The sequence below is a fragment of the Methanosarcina sp. KYL-1 genome (assembly GCF_024372725.1).
Taxonomy (GTDB): Archaea; Halobacteriota; Methanosarcinia; order Methanosarcinales; family Methanosarcinaceae; genus Methanosarcina.
The window spans coordinates 1-15,428 of record NZ_VOUA01000005.1; the positions used below are offsets into that span (position 1 = coordinate 1).

The 15,428-nt window shown below is 47.4% G+C and carries 14 protein-coding genes; 4 read left to right on the plus strand and 10 right to left on the minus strand.

Annotated features, from left to right (window positions below; genetic code table 11):
- The 4 genes from cdhC to FTO70_RS05715 form a co-directional block, all read right to left on the minus strand.
- The coding region (gene cdhC, locus FTO70_RS05700) for a CO dehydrogenase/CO-methylating acetyl-CoA synthase complex subunit beta (RefSeq protein WP_255334765.1) at positions 1-730 on the minus strand (730 nt) is incomplete at its 3' end.
- Between the two features lie 24 nt (positions 731-754).
- On the minus strand, positions 755-1,267 hold the full coding sequence (gene cdhB / locus FTO70_RS05705) for a CO dehydrogenase/acetyl-CoA synthase complex subunit epsilon (protein ID WP_255334766.1): 513 nt from the start codon (positions 1,265-1,267) through the stop codon (positions 755-757).
- Positions 1,268-1,269: 2 nt separating this feature from the next.
- Positions 1,270-3,684 carry a CO dehydrogenase/acetyl-CoA synthase complex subunit alpha gene (cdhA, locus tag FTO70_RS05710; protein WP_255334767.1) on the minus strand — a complete coding sequence of 805 codons (2,415 nt, stop codon included), beginning with the start codon at positions 3,682-3,684 and terminating at the stop codon, positions 1,270-1,272.
- A 584-nt stretch (positions 3,685-4,268) separates the two neighbouring features.
- Positions 4,269-4,415, minus strand: a complete 147-nt coding sequence (locus tag FTO70_RS05715; RefSeq protein ID WP_255334768.1) for a hypothetical protein — start codon at positions 4,413-4,415, stop codon at positions 4,269-4,271.
- Positions 4,416-5,338: 923 nt separating this feature from the next.
- Between FTO70_RS05715 and FTO70_RS05720 the strand changes: the two genes are divergently transcribed.
- The 3 genes from FTO70_RS05720 (at position 5,339) to FTO70_RS05730 (ending at position 7,480) form a co-directional block, all read left to right on the plus strand.
- The gene (locus FTO70_RS05720) at positions 5,339-6,001 is read left to right on the plus strand and encodes a rhomboid family intramembrane serine protease (protein WP_255334769.1); all 663 of its coding nucleotides are present in this window, start codon (positions 5,339-5,341) and stop codon (positions 5,999-6,001) included.
- Entirely contained in the window at positions 5,998-6,423 is a 426-nt protein-coding gene (locus tag FTO70_RS05725) for a hypothetical protein (protein ID WP_255334771.1), read from the plus strand. The genes FTO70_RS05720 and FTO70_RS05725 overlap by 4 nt, the downstream gene beginning before the upstream one ends.
- Positions 6,424-6,883: 460 nt before the next feature.
- Positions 6,884-7,480, plus strand: coding sequence for a TIGR00288 family NYN domain-containing protein (locus FTO70_RS05730; RefSeq protein ID WP_255334772.1), 597 nt, complete (start codon positions 6,884-6,886; stop codon positions 7,478-7,480).
- Positions 7,481-7,495: 15 nt separating this feature from the next.
- Here the strand turns inward: FTO70_RS05730 and FTO70_RS05735 are convergent, their stop codons facing one another.
- The 6 genes from FTO70_RS05735 to FTO70_RS05760 form a co-directional block, all read right to left on the minus strand.
- Positions 7,496-8,473 carry a methanogenesis marker 12 protein gene (locus FTO70_RS05735; RefSeq protein ID WP_255334773.1) on the minus strand — a complete coding sequence of 326 codons (978 nt, stop codon included), beginning with the start codon at positions 8,471-8,473 and terminating at the stop codon, positions 7,496-7,498.
- A gap of 23 nt (positions 8,474-8,496) precedes the next feature.
- Complete coding sequence (locus FTO70_RS05740) at positions 8,497-8,871, minus strand: DUF2103 domain-containing protein (RefSeq protein WP_255334774.1); 375 nt, start codon at positions 8,869-8,871, stop codon at positions 8,497-8,499.
- Between the two features lie 414 nt (positions 8,872-9,285).
- Positions 9,286-9,723 (minus strand): ACT domain-containing protein, encoded by a 438-nt coding sequence (locus tag FTO70_RS05745; RefSeq protein ID WP_255334775.1) that lies wholly within the window; start codon positions 9,721-9,723, stop codon positions 9,286-9,288.
- 501 nt (positions 9,724-10,224) lie between these two features.
- Positions 10,225-11,529 (minus strand): phenylacetate--CoA ligase family protein, encoded by a 1,305-nt coding sequence (locus tag FTO70_RS05750; protein WP_255334776.1) that lies wholly within the window; start codon positions 11,527-11,529, stop codon positions 10,225-10,227.
- A 505-nt stretch (positions 11,530-12,034) separates the two neighbouring features.
- The gene (locus FTO70_RS05755) at positions 12,035-13,048 is read right to left on the minus strand and encodes a bifunctional oligoribonuclease/PAP phosphatase NrnA (RefSeq protein WP_255334777.1); all 1,014 of its coding nucleotides are present in this window, start codon (positions 13,046-13,048) and stop codon (positions 12,035-12,037) included.
- Between the two features lie 133 nt (positions 13,049-13,181).
- Positions 13,182-13,535 (minus strand): prefoldin subunit beta, encoded by a 354-nt coding sequence (locus FTO70_RS05760; RefSeq protein ID WP_255334778.1) that lies wholly within the window; start codon positions 13,533-13,535, stop codon positions 13,182-13,184.
- Positions 13,536-13,999: 464 nt separating this feature from the next.
- On the opposite strand from FTO70_RS05760, the gene FTO70_RS05765 reads away from it, so the two are divergent.
- Positions 14,000-15,073, plus strand: coding sequence for a M42 family metallopeptidase (locus FTO70_RS05765; RefSeq protein WP_255334779.1), 1,074 nt, complete (start codon positions 14,000-14,002; stop codon positions 15,071-15,073).
- Positions 15,074-15,428 lie beyond the last annotated feature (355 nt).

Sequence of the window (15,428 nt, forward strand, 5' to 3'; positions counted from 1 at the left end):
CTGCATCGAGGAGTTCGCCCTTGTCAATTGAGAACTGCGGGCCTTCGGGGTCGACCTTTGCTGCTGCGCGGCCGTCGAACCAGTTGATTGCACCACAGAGGGAAACCCTGTCAGGAGATACCACACAGACATTGGTCGGAGCAAATGACTGGCAGAGGGTACATCCGTAGAAGACGTCCACATCTTCGTCGTGGAGGTCCTTTGTCCTGGCGTCCCTGGCCTTGAAGATTTCTTTTGCTGATTCCAGCTGCTTCTCGACTTCAGCCTTGTCGGTGTAGAAGGTTACCTGCATCTTCTCGATGAAGGGCAGTTCTGTCTTGAAGAGCATCATGACAGCTTTTCCGAAGGGCTCGAAGGAATCCATCTTTGCGGCTGTGTCCTTGGAAACTCTCATCCAGACGTCGTACCTCTGGTTCAGGTGCATAATGCCCTGGCAGTAGTTGATGAAGTCGTGGACACGCCTTTCTACGACAGACTCGAGGTCAGCTTCGACAAGTTCTCCACCAATGTTGAAGACCATTGCCCAGGGGTAGGTCTTGCCCTCTTCCATTTCCTTGAGGTCGGGGCCGACAATTGTGACACGGTCGTCTACAATTGAATCCATGTCTGCTGCCCTGACGAGTTCGAGGCCGAGGGATTTTGGCCCTCCGAGCTCGACGAACATGCCTTCTTTCCTTACTCTTTCTCCTTCAAACATTGGGGAGATCTCAAATGGGAATTCATCTGCCATTATATGTTGCCTCCTAATTCAAATTTATAAAAGGTCAATTACCTCGTCCAGTGCGGCAATGTGGTCTTCCCTGCTCAGGTTCCCAAAGGACATTGTTGCGTTCTGGATGTAGTTTTTGTCGATTGAAATTGATTTTACGTTAGTAAAATTCTTGGTTGCAGTCAGTACCTGGTTGATGTAGTACTTGTAGTGGCCCAGGGTAATGATTGTGTCATAGTTCCCGTTGCCGTCAAGTCCGGGCCAGTTGGGGTCCGTTAAGTAGAAACCAAGCTGGTGCACGTTGATGTACTTGGCATCCACGTCCTTGTCCACAAATCCAAGCATTGAGCTGCCGGTTGCGGCTATGGGCAGGTTGGCTGCCTTTGCGATCTTAACTGCGCGGTCCAGGACTTCGGGGGTGAGGCCTGCGGTTCCGATTACGAATAGGGGCCTCTTTGCCTTTGAAATCATCTTGGCGGCAATTTCAGTGGTGATAGCTTTTGAGGTCTTTACACCGTAGGTGGTAAACAGCTTTGTGTTCTTTGTAGTGTCTACCATTTTCAGGCCTCCTTGCAAAGTCTCTTGAGGTTAGTTGGCTGTGCGGAGACATCGAACTTGATTGCCGGACCGGAAATTATCTTCTTCTTCTTCCAGTCGATCTCCCATCCGTGCTCAGATTCGAGCTTCTTGAGGAGCTCTTCACGCTTGGAGAGCGGGAGGTCTGCTTCGTGTCTGACATACTTCCACCAGTCATCAGGCATGACACCAAGGTACTTCTCGCTGAGTTCCATCCAGTGGGTCAGCTTGATGGACCTGCCCATGTTGTTGTCAGACGGGCGGATGCAGTTCTTTGCCAGTATTACGCAGGTTTCCTGCCAGGTCTCTGCGGTGGTTATGAGGAATTCAGGTGCTGGCGGGATTGCCATTTCCTGACCGTTCCTGCCGTCGTAGACTTTCCACTTGGACTCGTCGTAGTTCTTGGCAATCAGGGCTCTCCTGTACTTGGAGCTGTGCGGGCCGAGCACTGCCGGGATACCGTACATGTTGCACCCGGTGCCGATAGCGGCTGCTTTCTGGGAGTATGCACCCCATGCAAGCCCGACTGCACCGACACGGGTCAGGGAGTAGTCAGCAATTTCTGCCAGGTTGCCTGAAAGGTTCCTGCCTGCGAATATTGCAGCGACCTTGTGGACTGTACCTGAGATGTGAGAGTTCGAGACACAGGACCCGGTGTTAAGGATGTTTCCTTTTTCGAACCTGCCGGGGAATCTCTCGTAGAGGGTCTTGCCGTCTTCGTCCTTGTACATACCAATGTCCATTGCGGAACATCCGGACACTACAAGGAGGTAGTTCCTCTTGAGGAATTCTTCTGCGATGTTGTAGACGTCTTTGGAGCCTGCCGGGTAGTTGGCACAGCCGATGATTGCGATAACACCGGGGGTGGTACCCATAACCAGGTTCAGGCCTTCTGCCCTGATTTCTGCGTCACTTACCTGACCTCTTCCGGCTCTTACAAGACCCTTCTCTTCGGAGATGGCCTTCAGGGCGGCTTTCTCGATCACGTCAAGGATCGGGATGTCCTTGTTGCAGACCTGTTCACACCTGCGGCATCCGACACAGAGGTCGTGCAGGGCTTCGAGTGCATTGATGTCTCCTTCCTTGGCTGCGGCCATTGCTTCCGGAATGTCCAGTTCCTCAGGACATGCGATCTTACATTCGCCGCATTCCGCACACTTTCCGACCAGTACTTTCATTTCTTCGTCGGAGGGGATAGCGGTTAAGCCTTCGGCGTCGCGGATCGGGGCCATTTCCATAGCGATCCTGGGCACGAGCTCTCCGAGCTTGTCGTAGTCCAGCATCACACAACCCGGGATTGCTCCTGACTTGATGTCCTCGATAATCGCATCGACATCATCGTTTGTCCTGTCAGGCAGGCCGTACATGATCTTGTCGTTGGATGCAATGACGGGGATCTTGAGTTTCTGGCCTTCCTGGACGAGGTCAGCTCTTACACACTGTTCGTCAAGGACGATTACATCAGGAATTCCGGAACGGACGATCTTGAGTTCCTTTGCGAGGGAACCGACAATCTTTGCGTAGGGGGCCTGGCGGTCTTCTCTCTTGTACCTGGTCATATCGAATGCGGTACAGCAGAGACCTCCGATTTCCATCTTGTCGGTCAGGTCGTTGTCTTCCATGTAGTCCATGATGTAGGTAACCCCGGCAACGTTGTGCCCGATGGCAATGATCGTTGGCTTCTTGGGGTCAATTGTTCCCATACCCACCTGCACGAGGGGTACATCAGGGTCGGACTTCGGGAATCCAAGGGCTGTGACCTGGGCGATATCGGAAACTTCCATTCCTACGTGGTCCAGAATACCTGCAAGCATTGACTTGTTGTCGTAGTCGATTGCTGCTCCTTCCTGGCCTGCGTGGATGGTTGCGAGCATCTGGCCCAGTTCTTCTTCAACATATTCCATTATGGGTTTGAGGTCGCCAAGAGTCTTGGGCTGCCTTCCTGTAACAAGCTGGATGTTGGGGGCAATGACGTTTGATGCACCCATGTTGATGGGCATTTCTTCCCCAAAGAGCTCGATGATGTGGTTGAGCAGGTGACGGCCGTGGGCGCTGTGACAGGCACACCCGGTGATACAGCGGAGGAAGAACTCCCTTGCAGCCTGTCCTTTCATGTCAATACCACAGGCACCTCTCTTGTTCCCTTCCAGGTTGCACGGTCCAAAGGTACAGTAGCAGCACTGGTCACACATGGGGGTGTAAACTGGCTCGTAGCGGTCGAACAGCGTAAAGCTCCAGTCACGAAGTGTTGCGATTCCCGGGAAGGGAGTCGGACCCATCGGACCAAGTTCTTTTGCTTCTTCAGCAGCCTCCTTTGCTGCCCCTACAATGTTATTAATTGTGATCTGAACGGATTCCAGATCTTCGATAGAAAAACTCCCGGTAGTTAATTTGCTCATCTGAGCTTTACCTCCTAAATTTGTCTAAAGTCGACTTCGTTGAAACGATTGTAAATTTTAAAATCGTCGGCATATCCTTAACGATTATAAATTATAAATATTCCTGTAGATTTTATATTTTCCAATCGCTTTAACTGAGACGCCTGGTAAAACGTTTTTGAATCGTCTTTTCCAAATATTAAATCCTATTTGGACGTTTTTCCCAATCAAACGTTTTTACTGGAAATATTTCCTTGGAAAAGTCGTTTTTAGGGCCAAAATCTCAAAATATTTTTTTTCTGCCCTTTCCTCTAAAAAAACCGTTTTTACCAACGATTGAGACCTTAATTTTTTGAGCAAAGGTCGCTACCGATGGATAATACACACTAATTAAGTGACTAAACGTACCAAATCTATATAACATTTTCTAATTTGTAACACCCTATTTCGGGAGGGGTAAGAATGGAAATCTCAGGTTCCACCATCTCTATTATTATATTTACGTTGTTAAATGGGGTCCAAAGTCTAAGTGTCGCATGAGGTCGATTTTTCTCTAAAATTCTTTTTTGTATGAAAAATCAAATTTATAATATTAAGGTTTGTTATTAGTTTCTCTTCCTTCTCTGCAATTGTTGCAAATAAATTTTAAAATCCTTCTTATCGGAAAAAATATTTCCTTTCTTAACCCAAGAATTCATTAATATATTTTCCATTATTATATTTGTTACAAAAATATTCTCTTCTTTATACATCCAGTTTGAATAATAATACCACAATTTATTTATATGAGTATCATTCGTAACATAGTTTCTTTAGTAAACGCCGTAAGTCGGTTTTGCTTTTTTTTCGAGCAAAATCTTATAATAATCTTCAGATAAGAATATTTTTCTTATAAATCAATGCACATTAATAATATTCATTCTAATTTAAAACCCCAAAGTACAGCACTTTCCAGGAGTGCCTCTGATCAAATCCAAAAAAGGATTAATCTCCTCTGATTTCCTATTAACAAAAGAAAGGCCTTTGGCCTCACAGAATGTTTTGGAATCTATGGCTTTTATTTCTTTATTTCTCAAATGCTATTCTTAAATCTACTCTCAAATGCTATTCTTAAATCTATTCTCAAATGCTATTTTCACATGATGTCTCCTGATTTTTCGGATATAATATGTTGAAATGTAATTTCTCCGGTTTGGTAAACTGTTAGTCTGAGTTTTGAGTTGAATTGTATCATGCAGGTTTGCATGTTTATATGGATGTCCTGTATATCCCTGAGATCCCGGAGTCCGTATTTTCAGGGACTTACGATAACTATGCTACAGCCACCATGCTACAGCCTCATGAATAAATCCGTGTTTTCAGGGGTTTATATCTATACTATACAATATCCTCAAGGATAAGTCGGTATTCTCGGGACTTACAGTTTAATTTAAAGGAGAAGCCTTTATTTTCAGGGACTTGCAGTAAATCCATTAAATCTCATGAGTAAGTCGGCATCTTTGGGTATTTACAGTCAGTCTATTAGCCTCAAGGATAAGTCCGTGTTTTCATAGATTTACAATGCAACATATTATATACACTAATCACAAACCGGACTCTTTGAGTTAAGTACCAGAGGATGCCGAAACATTTCAGGTAGTTTTATACTCTATTAACATAAAGAGAATTAGTAAACATGTCTTTCAACAACACAACATACATGTCCGGCGGCGGAACCATGGGCAGTATCAGGAGTTCGATCTCCAGGAGTCCCTCAATGGCAATTATAGCCGTTTGCATACTCTCTTTCCTTCTGGAATTGGTTCCGGTTATAGGCCCACTCTATGTCAGTGCTTTTCAGTTTGATCCGGATTTCATCCTGACAAAGCCCTGGACACTTGTTACATATATATTCCTGCACAAAGGTTTAGGGCACCTTTTCTTCAACATGCTCGTCCTCTACTTTTTCGGGCCTGCGCTTGAGAGGAGGATAGGGAATAAGCAGCTCCTGGGGATTTTTTTCACGGCAGGGGTCCTGTCGGCAGTAGGGCATGCTTTTATAAGCCTGCCTATCTTCGGGATTTACCCGAGTCCCATCATAGGGGCCAGCGGGGCAATCTACGGAGTCTTTGCAGCCCTCACGGTGCTTGAGCCTGACCTCCGTGTTTACGTTTACTTTATACCAATGAAGTTAAAGCAGGCCCTTGTGCTCTTTGCCTTCTTTGACTTCCTCATGATAAATTCCACGGACATGATTGCCCATACTGCCCACCTGAGTGGGCTTTTTGTCGGGCTTTATATGGGTTTCCGGATCAAGAGGATCCAGGACAGGTACAGGAGGTCTTACAGCAGGTGGTGAGCCCGGAAGAGGAGGATATTTTTCAGGGCAGATCTCATTACCCCAGACCCGGGCCGGGCGAAAAAATCCCTGTTCAGGTTGTGGATTTCAGGCGGCTTTTTGCGGCCTGGTCTCCCGAACTGAAAAAAACCCTCTATTTTGAGCAGGCTCCTCCGGAGGAGGAAGAGGGCTTAAAGAGGGTAAGGGAAATCATTCTCCTCAGGGTCTATGACTGGCTTGCGGACCGGAAGGGAATTATCGAACTTACGGGAGAAGAGTTCGAACGGTTCATGGAGGTTTACGAAGAATTCCTCCGGGATCTGGGGGAGATTCAATACAGCCGGCAGAAACACGGACGCAGGACCGAAAATGTCTTTGAACTCAGGGAATCCCCTTATATTGTCCGGGAAGTAAGGAATGGGTTTTTCTCCGATAAATTATAATTTTATAAATTATATATTGAGTTATAGTATTACGTAATTATTGATTGTTGATTGAGTAATTATTGAGTTATGTAATAGTATTATGTAATTATTGATTGTTGTACAGTTTAGGAGCTGGCCCGGGCTTACAGCCTTTTCGTAACCTCCGGGGGAGAACCCCGGGTTGTTAGGGCTTCCCGGATGGATGGGCCGGGAAAAGGCCTTTAATTGCCCGAATATGCAAATGCTTTACTACAGAAAAGTAAATATTTAGATAATATAGGATTGTTACTCGAATTAAAGGGTATCATGACTTAAAACTCAAATATCAGGGGCTCAGGACTCTTAAAATGCCGTTCTGAAATAATCGGGGTGGCACATGAGTACGATGAGTATGAGCATGAATATAAGCATGAATCTAAGCAGAAGTAAGAATGAGTTTAAGTCTGGTAAGTTGTAAGATTTGCAGAGGACATTGATAATGAAACCTGTAAAAAGCGGACTTGATTCGATTTCAAAATACCTCCGCTCGAAAAAAGAAGTCGGGAGACGGAAAATCGGACTTCTGGTTGACGGCCCGAACATCCTCAGGAAAGAGTTTGATGTGAACCTTGAAGAAATAAGGGATGTCCTGAAGGATTACGGGAATATCAAGATCGGGCGGGTTTTCCTTAACCAGTACGCCTCTGACAAACTGGTGGAGGCCATCGAAAACCACGGGCTTGAGCCCATTGTCTGTTCCAGTGACGTGGACGTCCGCCTTGCGGTAGAGGGGATGGAGCTGGTCTACAACCCCAACATCGACACCCTGGCAATCGTTACCAGGGATGCGGACTTTAAACCGCTCCTGAACAAGGCAAACGAACACGGGAAAGAAACGATTATTTTCGGGGTAGAACCCGGTTTTTCCACGGCGCTCAAGAATTCTGCGGATTATGTCATCCTGATGAACAAGGACAGGATGAGCAGTTACGATGAACCCGAGGTGAAAGAATCCGATAATGAAGAACTGGATGTCTCGGAGTTCGAGGAATACCAGGAAGACCTGTACGAAGAAGAAAATGTGGAAAAACTTTGAATAAATCGCTCCTTTTTAAGGATATTCCACATCCACCCCGAGAATCTGCTTTGCCCCGGCAAAAACATCCCGTGCGATTTCGGCACAGCCGATAGCAGCGTGCCACTTCCCCAGGCATTCGCATTCCTTGCCCAGGTGCTGGCAGATCTTTTCCTGCACATACCTGACTTCTCCCACCGAGCCTGCAAGGAAGACTTCCCCGGAAGTCCCGTAGTCCTTCATAAGGAGCTGCATAGAGACAATTTCCATTGCCGCAAACAGGGCGATGGTATCAAGGGCAAGAAGGGCTGAAGCTTCTCCTTTTTCGGCTGCCAGGAGCAGTTCCTCCCGGTCTTTGTAGGGAGTCATTTTAAGGGTCCCGGCTTCTATGAAAGCCTGGTTTGCGGTCTGGTGCCCGTCATCCACTTCCCGGATTGCCTGCAGGTCAAGGGGGCCGTGGTGCACTCCAGGGGCAAAGATGCAGGCATCGATTGCTCCCAGAACATTCCCTCCGGAAACAGCAAGGGTAACTGTGTTCGAGCTAATGTCCGAAACTACGAAGTCCTCATAGCCAAGGCATTTTATATGGTAGGCAATCCCGAGCTTTTCAGGGCTTGTGAGGTGGGAAAATACTTTCATTCTGGGGTCAACTTTGCTTTCCATGTGGAGCCCGGGGATTGCCACTGCCGGGATTCCGGAGTTCCTTATGGCATCAAAAACCCTTGTGCCTCCCCCGGTCTTTTTTCCAGCCCCTTCCGTGCTCTGGAGTCCCCTGCCTTCCAGGGCCCTGACGTCTTTGATTTCTGAAAAGCCGTCTCCCATGGAATATGTGACAGCAGCCAGGCTGATGTCTCCGCATTTAATGCCGAATTCTTTTTCAATAGATTCAAGGACTTCTTTTTCCGACATGGCAGCAGCTTCAGCCCTGCCAAGCTCAAAGGTCCGGGCCTCTTCGCCTTCAATCAGGGCAAAGCGCATTGCCGTTGTCCCGTGGTCAATCCCTATAAATGCCAAGCAGCCATCTCTCCTTAAATGCCTCAAAGGGCTTTTTTTAAAATTTCGTTTAATTCATTCATTATCCGGTCCCCTTCTACAGCGGTCCCGACCGTAGTAACGAGCCTGAGTTCCTGGTAACTCCTGCCTTCCGAAAGCAGCAGCCTTAAGTTTCCCCTGGCGTCAGCACGCAGCACCTTCCCTGTCAGCTTGCCTCCGGAAGTTCCTTTTACGGAAATCACGGAAGGGATGATCTTTTTTATTTCCGGGTGCTGGCTTACGAGCTTCACAAGCTTTCTCCCGGCCCTCTCTCCTATGATGGTGGTATGTGCTCCGCCAAGTTTATCCTTTAAGGAATTTTTCCCACTATCCTGTGAGGTGGATTTACTGTCCTGTAAGCTGGATTTATTATCTGTCATTGTTTTGAGGTGTCAGGCTAAATTTGCCTTCTTTTCTTTTCAATTAATTGTTCTCAGTAATTTTCAGGTAGTTTTCTTTTTCAGGCTCTATCTTTTTTATATTTATATTGTATATCTAATTATTGCATTCAGGGCTTTGCGGAATGCAGCCGCTATGGAAGTTACTCTTCATAAGGTTTCTGTTCCTCAGCATCAGTCCTTAAGCAAGAAGTCTTCAGGCAGTTCGGTCCTCAAGCGAGCAGTCCTCAAACCATCAGTCTCAGGCAATTCAGTCCTCAAGCAGGGCCAATATTTTAAAAATAGATATTTTCCAGAAAGCCTGGGTAATGTTCCGTGCCCGGTTTCTGGATTTTTTCCTCGGTTTTTATTTAAAAGGGACCCGAATTCCCGGAATCTTCGGGGTTCGGTTGAAAATCAGATTTTTTCAAGTTCCTTCATTCCGATTAGCCTTATATTCTTCTCTTGAAGCAGTTTTATTGCCCTTTCTATCTCGTTTACCCTGACAATCAAAAGGGCTTTTTGTTCCCGGGTGATAAAAGCATAGGCGTAATCAAGGTTGATGTTTGCTTCTCCGAAAACCTCTGCTATCCGGGACATGCTGCCCGGGACGTCATCCATTTCGACTCCGAGCACATCCGTTTCGGAAACCGTGAATCCTGCATCGTGAAGCACGCTGTGGGCATAATCGGATTTGTCCACAACCATCCTGATGATCCCGAAATCCCCTGATTCAGCAATGGTAAATGCCCTGATGTTCACTCCGGCGCTTTTCAGCCTGTTGGCCACGCTTGCAAGTCTGCCCGGTTTGTTTTCCGCAAAAAGGGAAATCTGCTTTATGATTTTGTCTTCCATTCCAGCACCCGTTTCCTTTTCGTCCCTTACTATTTTCTTTATGTCATATGATATAATTGAAATTATACCTTTAATAAACTCTAACTTTAATCTCTAACTTTAATCTCTAACTTTAATCTCTAACTTTAAACTCTAACTTTAAACTCTAAATTTAACTTTAAAGTCTTAACTCTAAAACTTTATGCTTCCTTTCTTTGTCCTGATTTATCCTGTAATCTTTTTATTCTTTTTTCCCCTTATTTTTCTTCCTTCCCCATTCTTCTTGCCCAAATGATACTGATTTTCTGTTATTCTGCTATCCCGGGGGCTTGATATGGTTGCCTCATCATCCGGAACGTAATTCCAGAATATAATATAAGTTCCTGTGTATATTTTAAACTTACATGTTAATATTTTGAATTCAGATGGGCTTGACCGGAAGCAAAAAAAGCCGATAAGAAGGGAAACCCGCAGGGCAGGGGCGCTCTGCAGGCATATCTTTTTTTGTTACTTTGCTCGGTATCAGATTTTCCGCTTATCGATAACCTTTTTCGATTTCCCTTCGGAGCGGGGGAGGAAGCCGTGTTCCACAAGTTCCACCTCAACTGCGAGGTTCAGCACGCTTTTCAGGGCGCCTGCGACTTTCCTCTTCAGGGCCATCATGTCCGACATACGGTCACTGAAGGCAGACTCGTGCATTTCTATCTGGACCTTCATGGAGTCCAGGGGCCCTATCCGGTCCACGATGATCATGAAGTGGTTCCCTACTTCCGGGATATTCATCAGGACAGACTCTACCTGGCCGGGGAAGACGTTTATGCCGCGCACGATGATCATATCGTCCGAGCGCCCGCTGATACGGGTGATCCGGGGGTGGGTCCTGCCGCATTTACAGGGTTCTGAGTGTTTCTGGGTAAGGTCTTTGATCTTGTAGCGGATAAGGGGCAGGGCTTCTTTTGCTAGGGTGGTAATCACAAGTTCTCCGGTCTCCCCGTCAGGCACGGGTTCTCCTGTCTCGGGGTCCAGAATCTCCACCAGGTACATGTCCCCCCAGATGTGGATGCCGCACTGTTCGGAGCACTCGGTGAAGAGGGGCCCGCTGAGTTCCGAAGTTCCGTAGATGTCATAAGCTTTTATTCCTGACTCCTCTTCTATCCTCTTCTTGAGTTCTTCGGACCAGGGTTCAGCCCCGAAAAATCCCTTCTTTAATTTTGTGTCATCCCTGATGCTGATGCCTTCTTTCCTTGCGGTTTCGATCATATACAGGAAGTAAGAAGGCGTGCAGGCAATTACGGTTGTGCCCAGGTCTATCATCAGTTCCAGCTGGCGTTCGGTATTTCCCGAACTTGTGGGGAGTACGGTTGCACCCACTTTTTCGCTCCCGTAGTGGGCGCCGAGCCCGCCGGTAAAAAGCCCGTACCCGTAGCTGACCTGGAGGATGTCTTCTTTTCCCACTCCGACAGAAGTGAAAGCCCGGGCCAGGGACTCTGCCCATGCATCGATGTCCTTGTGGGTGTACCCGACAACCGTGGGCTTTCCCGTGGTGCCTGAGGAGGCATGGAAGCGGACGAGTTTTGAGTTAGGGACGCAAAACATCCCGGTAGGATAGGTGTCTCTGAGATCCTGCTTAAACGTAAAAGGTAATTTCCTGACATCTTCAAGGGTCCGGATGTCCTCAGGGCTGACTCCGTGTTCATCAAACCTTTTTCTGTAAAAAGGAGAGTTCTCATACACATAATGCACGAGTTCTTTCAGTTTTTCTTCCTGTAGCTTTTTAAGGTCTTCTACAGGCATTGTCTCTATTTCAGGATCCCAGTATTCTGGCATTTTTTCACGCTCTGTATTTTTTGTGTTCGAGGCCTGCTCGTCTCAGCCCTTTTTCCTTTTGGAGCCGCATTATTTCAGGCCTTGATATTTCATATTTACTTTTTTCCCGTGTATTTTCATTTCATGCCCCTTTAAGGTCATGTTTTTCATGCGCATCCTCCTTAAGTTTCAAACCGGCCTTTCCTTCCCGGAAAGCTTCTTTTCCCGGCGGACATAAGCTTCCGGCAGATGCAGCATTGTGAGGATTTAAATGAATTCTAATATAAATACTAATTGTTTCTCCTGTCAGAAAAGGGCCGGGCTTATGGAAATAGCACGGACAGGAAAATTCTTCAAATTGAAAAAAGGGAATTAAGCTCCGGTTTTTGCTAAAAAAAGTTTTTGTTTTTGGTTGCGGTTCCAGGCTGCTGAAAAAGGCCTGACAGCTTCTTATGTTTCTTCTTATTTTTCTTTATTCCTTTTCTTATCCTTCCTTGTTCCTTTTCTTATTGTTCTTTATTCCCCTTCATTCCCCTTCTTTTTCTTCTATTTCTTCTTCGTCCTCGCAGGAGATGTCTCTGGACGTTGCCCCCAGGGAATTTTCGAGGATCTTCCGGGTCATGGCCCTGCATTTGTGGAGCACTTCATCCATGTCGGCGACGATGTCGATTCCCGCAGCTCCCGAGTGCCCTCCTCCGGTCCCGTTATATTCGTTGCTGATGTCTTCCATCATCTGCCCCAGGTTGACCCCGGCGTTTACGGCATCTCGCTTTGCACGGGCGCTTACCCGGACGCTTCCGTCCTTGGTCGTGCCTACGAAGGCGACATCAGCTCCTATGTTGATGAGCATGGAGGAGGCTGACCCGCCAAAAGAACTCACATGGGAGGTTGCGATCAGCATCTCTCCTACCCTGTCGAGTTCTATACGGCTTGCTGCCTTCAGGATGGCTATGCGCATGGAAATGTCCTGGGGGGTCGCTGCCATGAGGTCCAGCACTTCCCCGTATTCGATCCCGCTGGCTTCGATGATATTTGCCACGGTCCTGAAGGTGTCCGATGTCGCGTGCTTGAAATGCCCGGTATCAGTGATGATTCCCGTAAGCATCCCTATCCCTACGCGACGGGTGATGGGGGCTCCCATGGATTTTAAGATGTCGTAGACTATCTCCACAGTGGAGGTAGCGTTGCGGTGCAGGTAGAATTCTGCGTTCTCGGTAAGGGCGGTGGTGGTGTGATGGTCGATTACGCAGTAACTTGTAAGTTCAATATCGTTTAACTGCGCTTTTGTGGAAGTGTCAACTACCACGACAAAACCGTAATTTGCAGGGTCCGGCTTATCCACTACCTCTATCCCGAGCCTCTCAATCAGGACCGACGCAACCCTGTTGCAGCCGTCCACAAGCCCAACAGTGCCCCCTACTGCCTCGGAAAGGGCAAAAGCACTGCTTACGGCATCCGGATCTGCGTTCCGGTGGCACAAATATAAAATATTTCGATAGTCAAGGAGCCGGTTGAAAAACTCCGCTTCGTCAACTCGCATTGTCCACTCTGGCCATCGCTTTTCGTTCAGGCATCGGTACTTTTCCTGGTCTCAGGAATCCGGGCACAATCTCTGCTATCACTGTGCAGTTAGATTTCCTATTCAAAGGTATGTAAAAGAAAAAATAAAAGGGTTATTGTGCCCTGGGGCCCATTGCCTGCTGGATCTGCTCCTGGAGCTGTTTGAAGCGGGCTGTGAGCCTTTCTTCCTGCCTGGAGACGGACTGGAGCCGGAGTGAGAGGGTTTCTTCCCTGTCTTTAAGTTTTGTGACAGATTCCTCTTTGCTAGTTTTTATAACCAGTTCTCCTACATTGCGGTAGACTACCGCATCTTCGGCCAGCTTTTCCAGTTCTTCAAGAGCCATCTTCGACTCTTTTTGCATAGCTTCGATCTGGGATTTCTGCATGGCGAGCGCCTGAATCTGCTGCTGCACCTGCTGAAGCTGTGCGATCTGGTTCTGGATCTGAGGAGGTAATTCTGCAGTCATATGATTTTCACCTGTCTCTTCAATAAACCTGAAGGGATTTTAATGTTTCTGTCCTTCCAGCATCCGAAAACATCCTGTCTCCCCGGGAAAAGTGATATAAGGGGGCCAGTCAAAACCTTAAACAACAAGTGCATCTTAATGAAAGGGCAGCATCCGGGGAACCGTGTCCTGAGGGTCAAGAATAATTTTAAAAGTGTCTGAAGAATCAGAGGAATCAGGCGGTTCCTGTGAACAGAATACAGAATGAATGTTAAAATAATGCTCAGTTCCTATGAACAGAATACAGAATGAATGTTAAAATAATGTCAAATGAATTTCAAAATGATACTCAAAATCAAACTGATTAAATCAAACTGATATTCAGGTAAACTGATATTCAGGTAATAACTGTAAGCTGATAGTCAAAGGGAAATATTTGTAAAGGAAATATCTGCAAGGAAATTACCACAAGGAGATGGTCAAAGATGGAAGAAGGCGGGAACCTGGAAGAAATAAAATCTCTGCTTGAAAAGTTTACAAACGCTCACGGTATTTCGGGCTCTGAAGGGGAGATCCGTAAGCTCCTGGAAAAGGAACTTGAGCCCTACGTTGACAGCATCAGGACCGATACCATGGGCAACCTTATAGCGACCCGGAAGGGAAAAGGGCCGTCTGTGATGCTTGCGGCACACATGGATGAAATCGGGCTCATGGTCAAGTATATTGACGACAACGGTTTCCTCCGCTTTGTCGGGATTGGCGGGTGGTTCGACCAGACCCTCCTGAACCAGAGGGTCGTGGTCCACGGGAATAAAGGTTCAATTCCCGGGGTCATAGGGTCCAAGCCTCCTCATGTGATGAAAGACGAGGACCGCAAAAAGCCCGTTAAACTGGAGGATATGTTTATTGATATCGGGGCAAAGGACAGGGAGGACGCCGGAAACCTGGGAGTCGAGATCGGGACTCCTGTCTCCACGGACCGGACGTTCGTACCCCTGGCAAACGGGAAGGTTACCTCCAAGGCTTTTGACAACCGGGCAGGGGTCGTGATCCTTGTGGAGGTCATGAAGCAGCTTGAGGAACTCCAGGTTGACGCAAATGTCTATGCCGTGGGCACGGTCCAGGAAGAGGTAGGGCTTAAAGGGGCTAAAACCTCGGCTTTCGGGCTGATCCCGGACCTTGCCCTTGCCCTCGACACCACAATTCCGGGAGACCACCCCGGCATCAGCAAGACCGATTCCGCCCTGGAAATCGGGAAAGGCCCTGTAATCACCGTAGCTGATGCCTCGGGCAGGGGGCTCATTGCTCACCCGCAGGTTCTCAGGTGGCTAAAGGACACTGCCGCAGAAAATGAAATTCCCTACCAGCTCGGTGTGGGCTCGGGCGGCACAACCGATGCAACCTCTATCCACCTCACCCGGGAGGGTATTCCCACAGGCACGGTAAGCATCGCCACGCGGTATATCCACTCTCCTGTAGAGGTACTGGATACGGCCGACGTTGGGGTATGTGTGAATCTGATCGTAAAGGCTGTCGCAAACGTGGACAGGTACTTTTAAGGTCAGGTCCGAAACTCCGGTTTCAATTCCCGGAAGAGACGCAGGCAAGCCCCGACGGGAGCGGGCAATTCCCGCTGTCTTATCTTTTTTTCTTTTTTCCCTTGCTTTCCTCTCCAATTTTTCTCCTCGGGCCGTCTTTTTGCGTTTCCTGTATTTTTTTCGGCTTTCATTAAAGCTGGCTTTTTAGCTTTTTTTTGGGAGGTGGGCTTTATTGTTAACTGGAAACTAAAAATACTATGGTATACTTATTGAAGTGCAATTTCAGAGCGCCGGGGGTGGAATCGGGATAATTTTCCGGACGGAACCGGGGTTCTGAGAAAAAATATATGTAATATGTATAATAAAATGAAGTTCC

Coding starts and splice junctions, on each gene's coding strand:
- cdhA (WP_255334767.1), bottom strand. CDS start 3,684: ATGAGCAAATTAACTACCGGGAGTTTTTCTATCGAAGATCTGGAATCC.
- FTO70_RS05745 (WP_255334775.1), bottom strand. CDS start 9,723: ATGGAAGACAAAATCATAAAGCAGATTTCCCTTTTTGCGGAAAACAAA.
- FTO70_RS05715 (WP_255334768.1), bottom strand. CDS start 4,415: ATGTATAAAGAAGAGAATATTTTTGTAACAAATATAATAATGGAAAAT.
- FTO70_RS05750 (WP_255334776.1), bottom strand. CDS start 11,529: ATGCCAGAATACTGGGATCCTGAAATAGAGACAATGCCTGTAGAAGAC.
- FTO70_RS05730 (WP_255334772.1), top strand. CDS start 6,884: ATGAAACCTGTAAAAAGCGGACTTGATTCGATTTCAAAATACCTCCGC.
- FTO70_RS05765 (WP_255334779.1), top strand. CDS start 14,000: ATGGAAGAAGGCGGGAACCTGGAAGAAATAAAATCTCTGCTTGAAAAG.
- FTO70_RS05740 (WP_255334774.1), bottom strand. CDS start 8,871: ATGACAGATAATAAATCCAGCTTACAGGACAGTAAATCCACCTCACAG.
- FTO70_RS05720 (WP_255334769.1), top strand. CDS start 5,339: ATGTCTTTCAACAACACAACATACATGTCCGGCGGCGGAACCATGGGC.
- FTO70_RS05755 (WP_255334777.1), bottom strand. CDS start 13,048: ATGCGAGTTGACGAAGCGGAGTTTTTCAACCGGCTCCTTGACTATCGA.
- FTO70_RS05760 (WP_255334778.1), bottom strand. CDS start 13,535: ATGACTGCAGAATTACCTCCTCAGATCCAGAACCAGATCGCACAGCTT.
- cdhB (WP_255334766.1), bottom strand. CDS start 1,267: ATGGTAGACACTACAAAGAACACAAAGCTGTTTACCACCTACGGTGTA.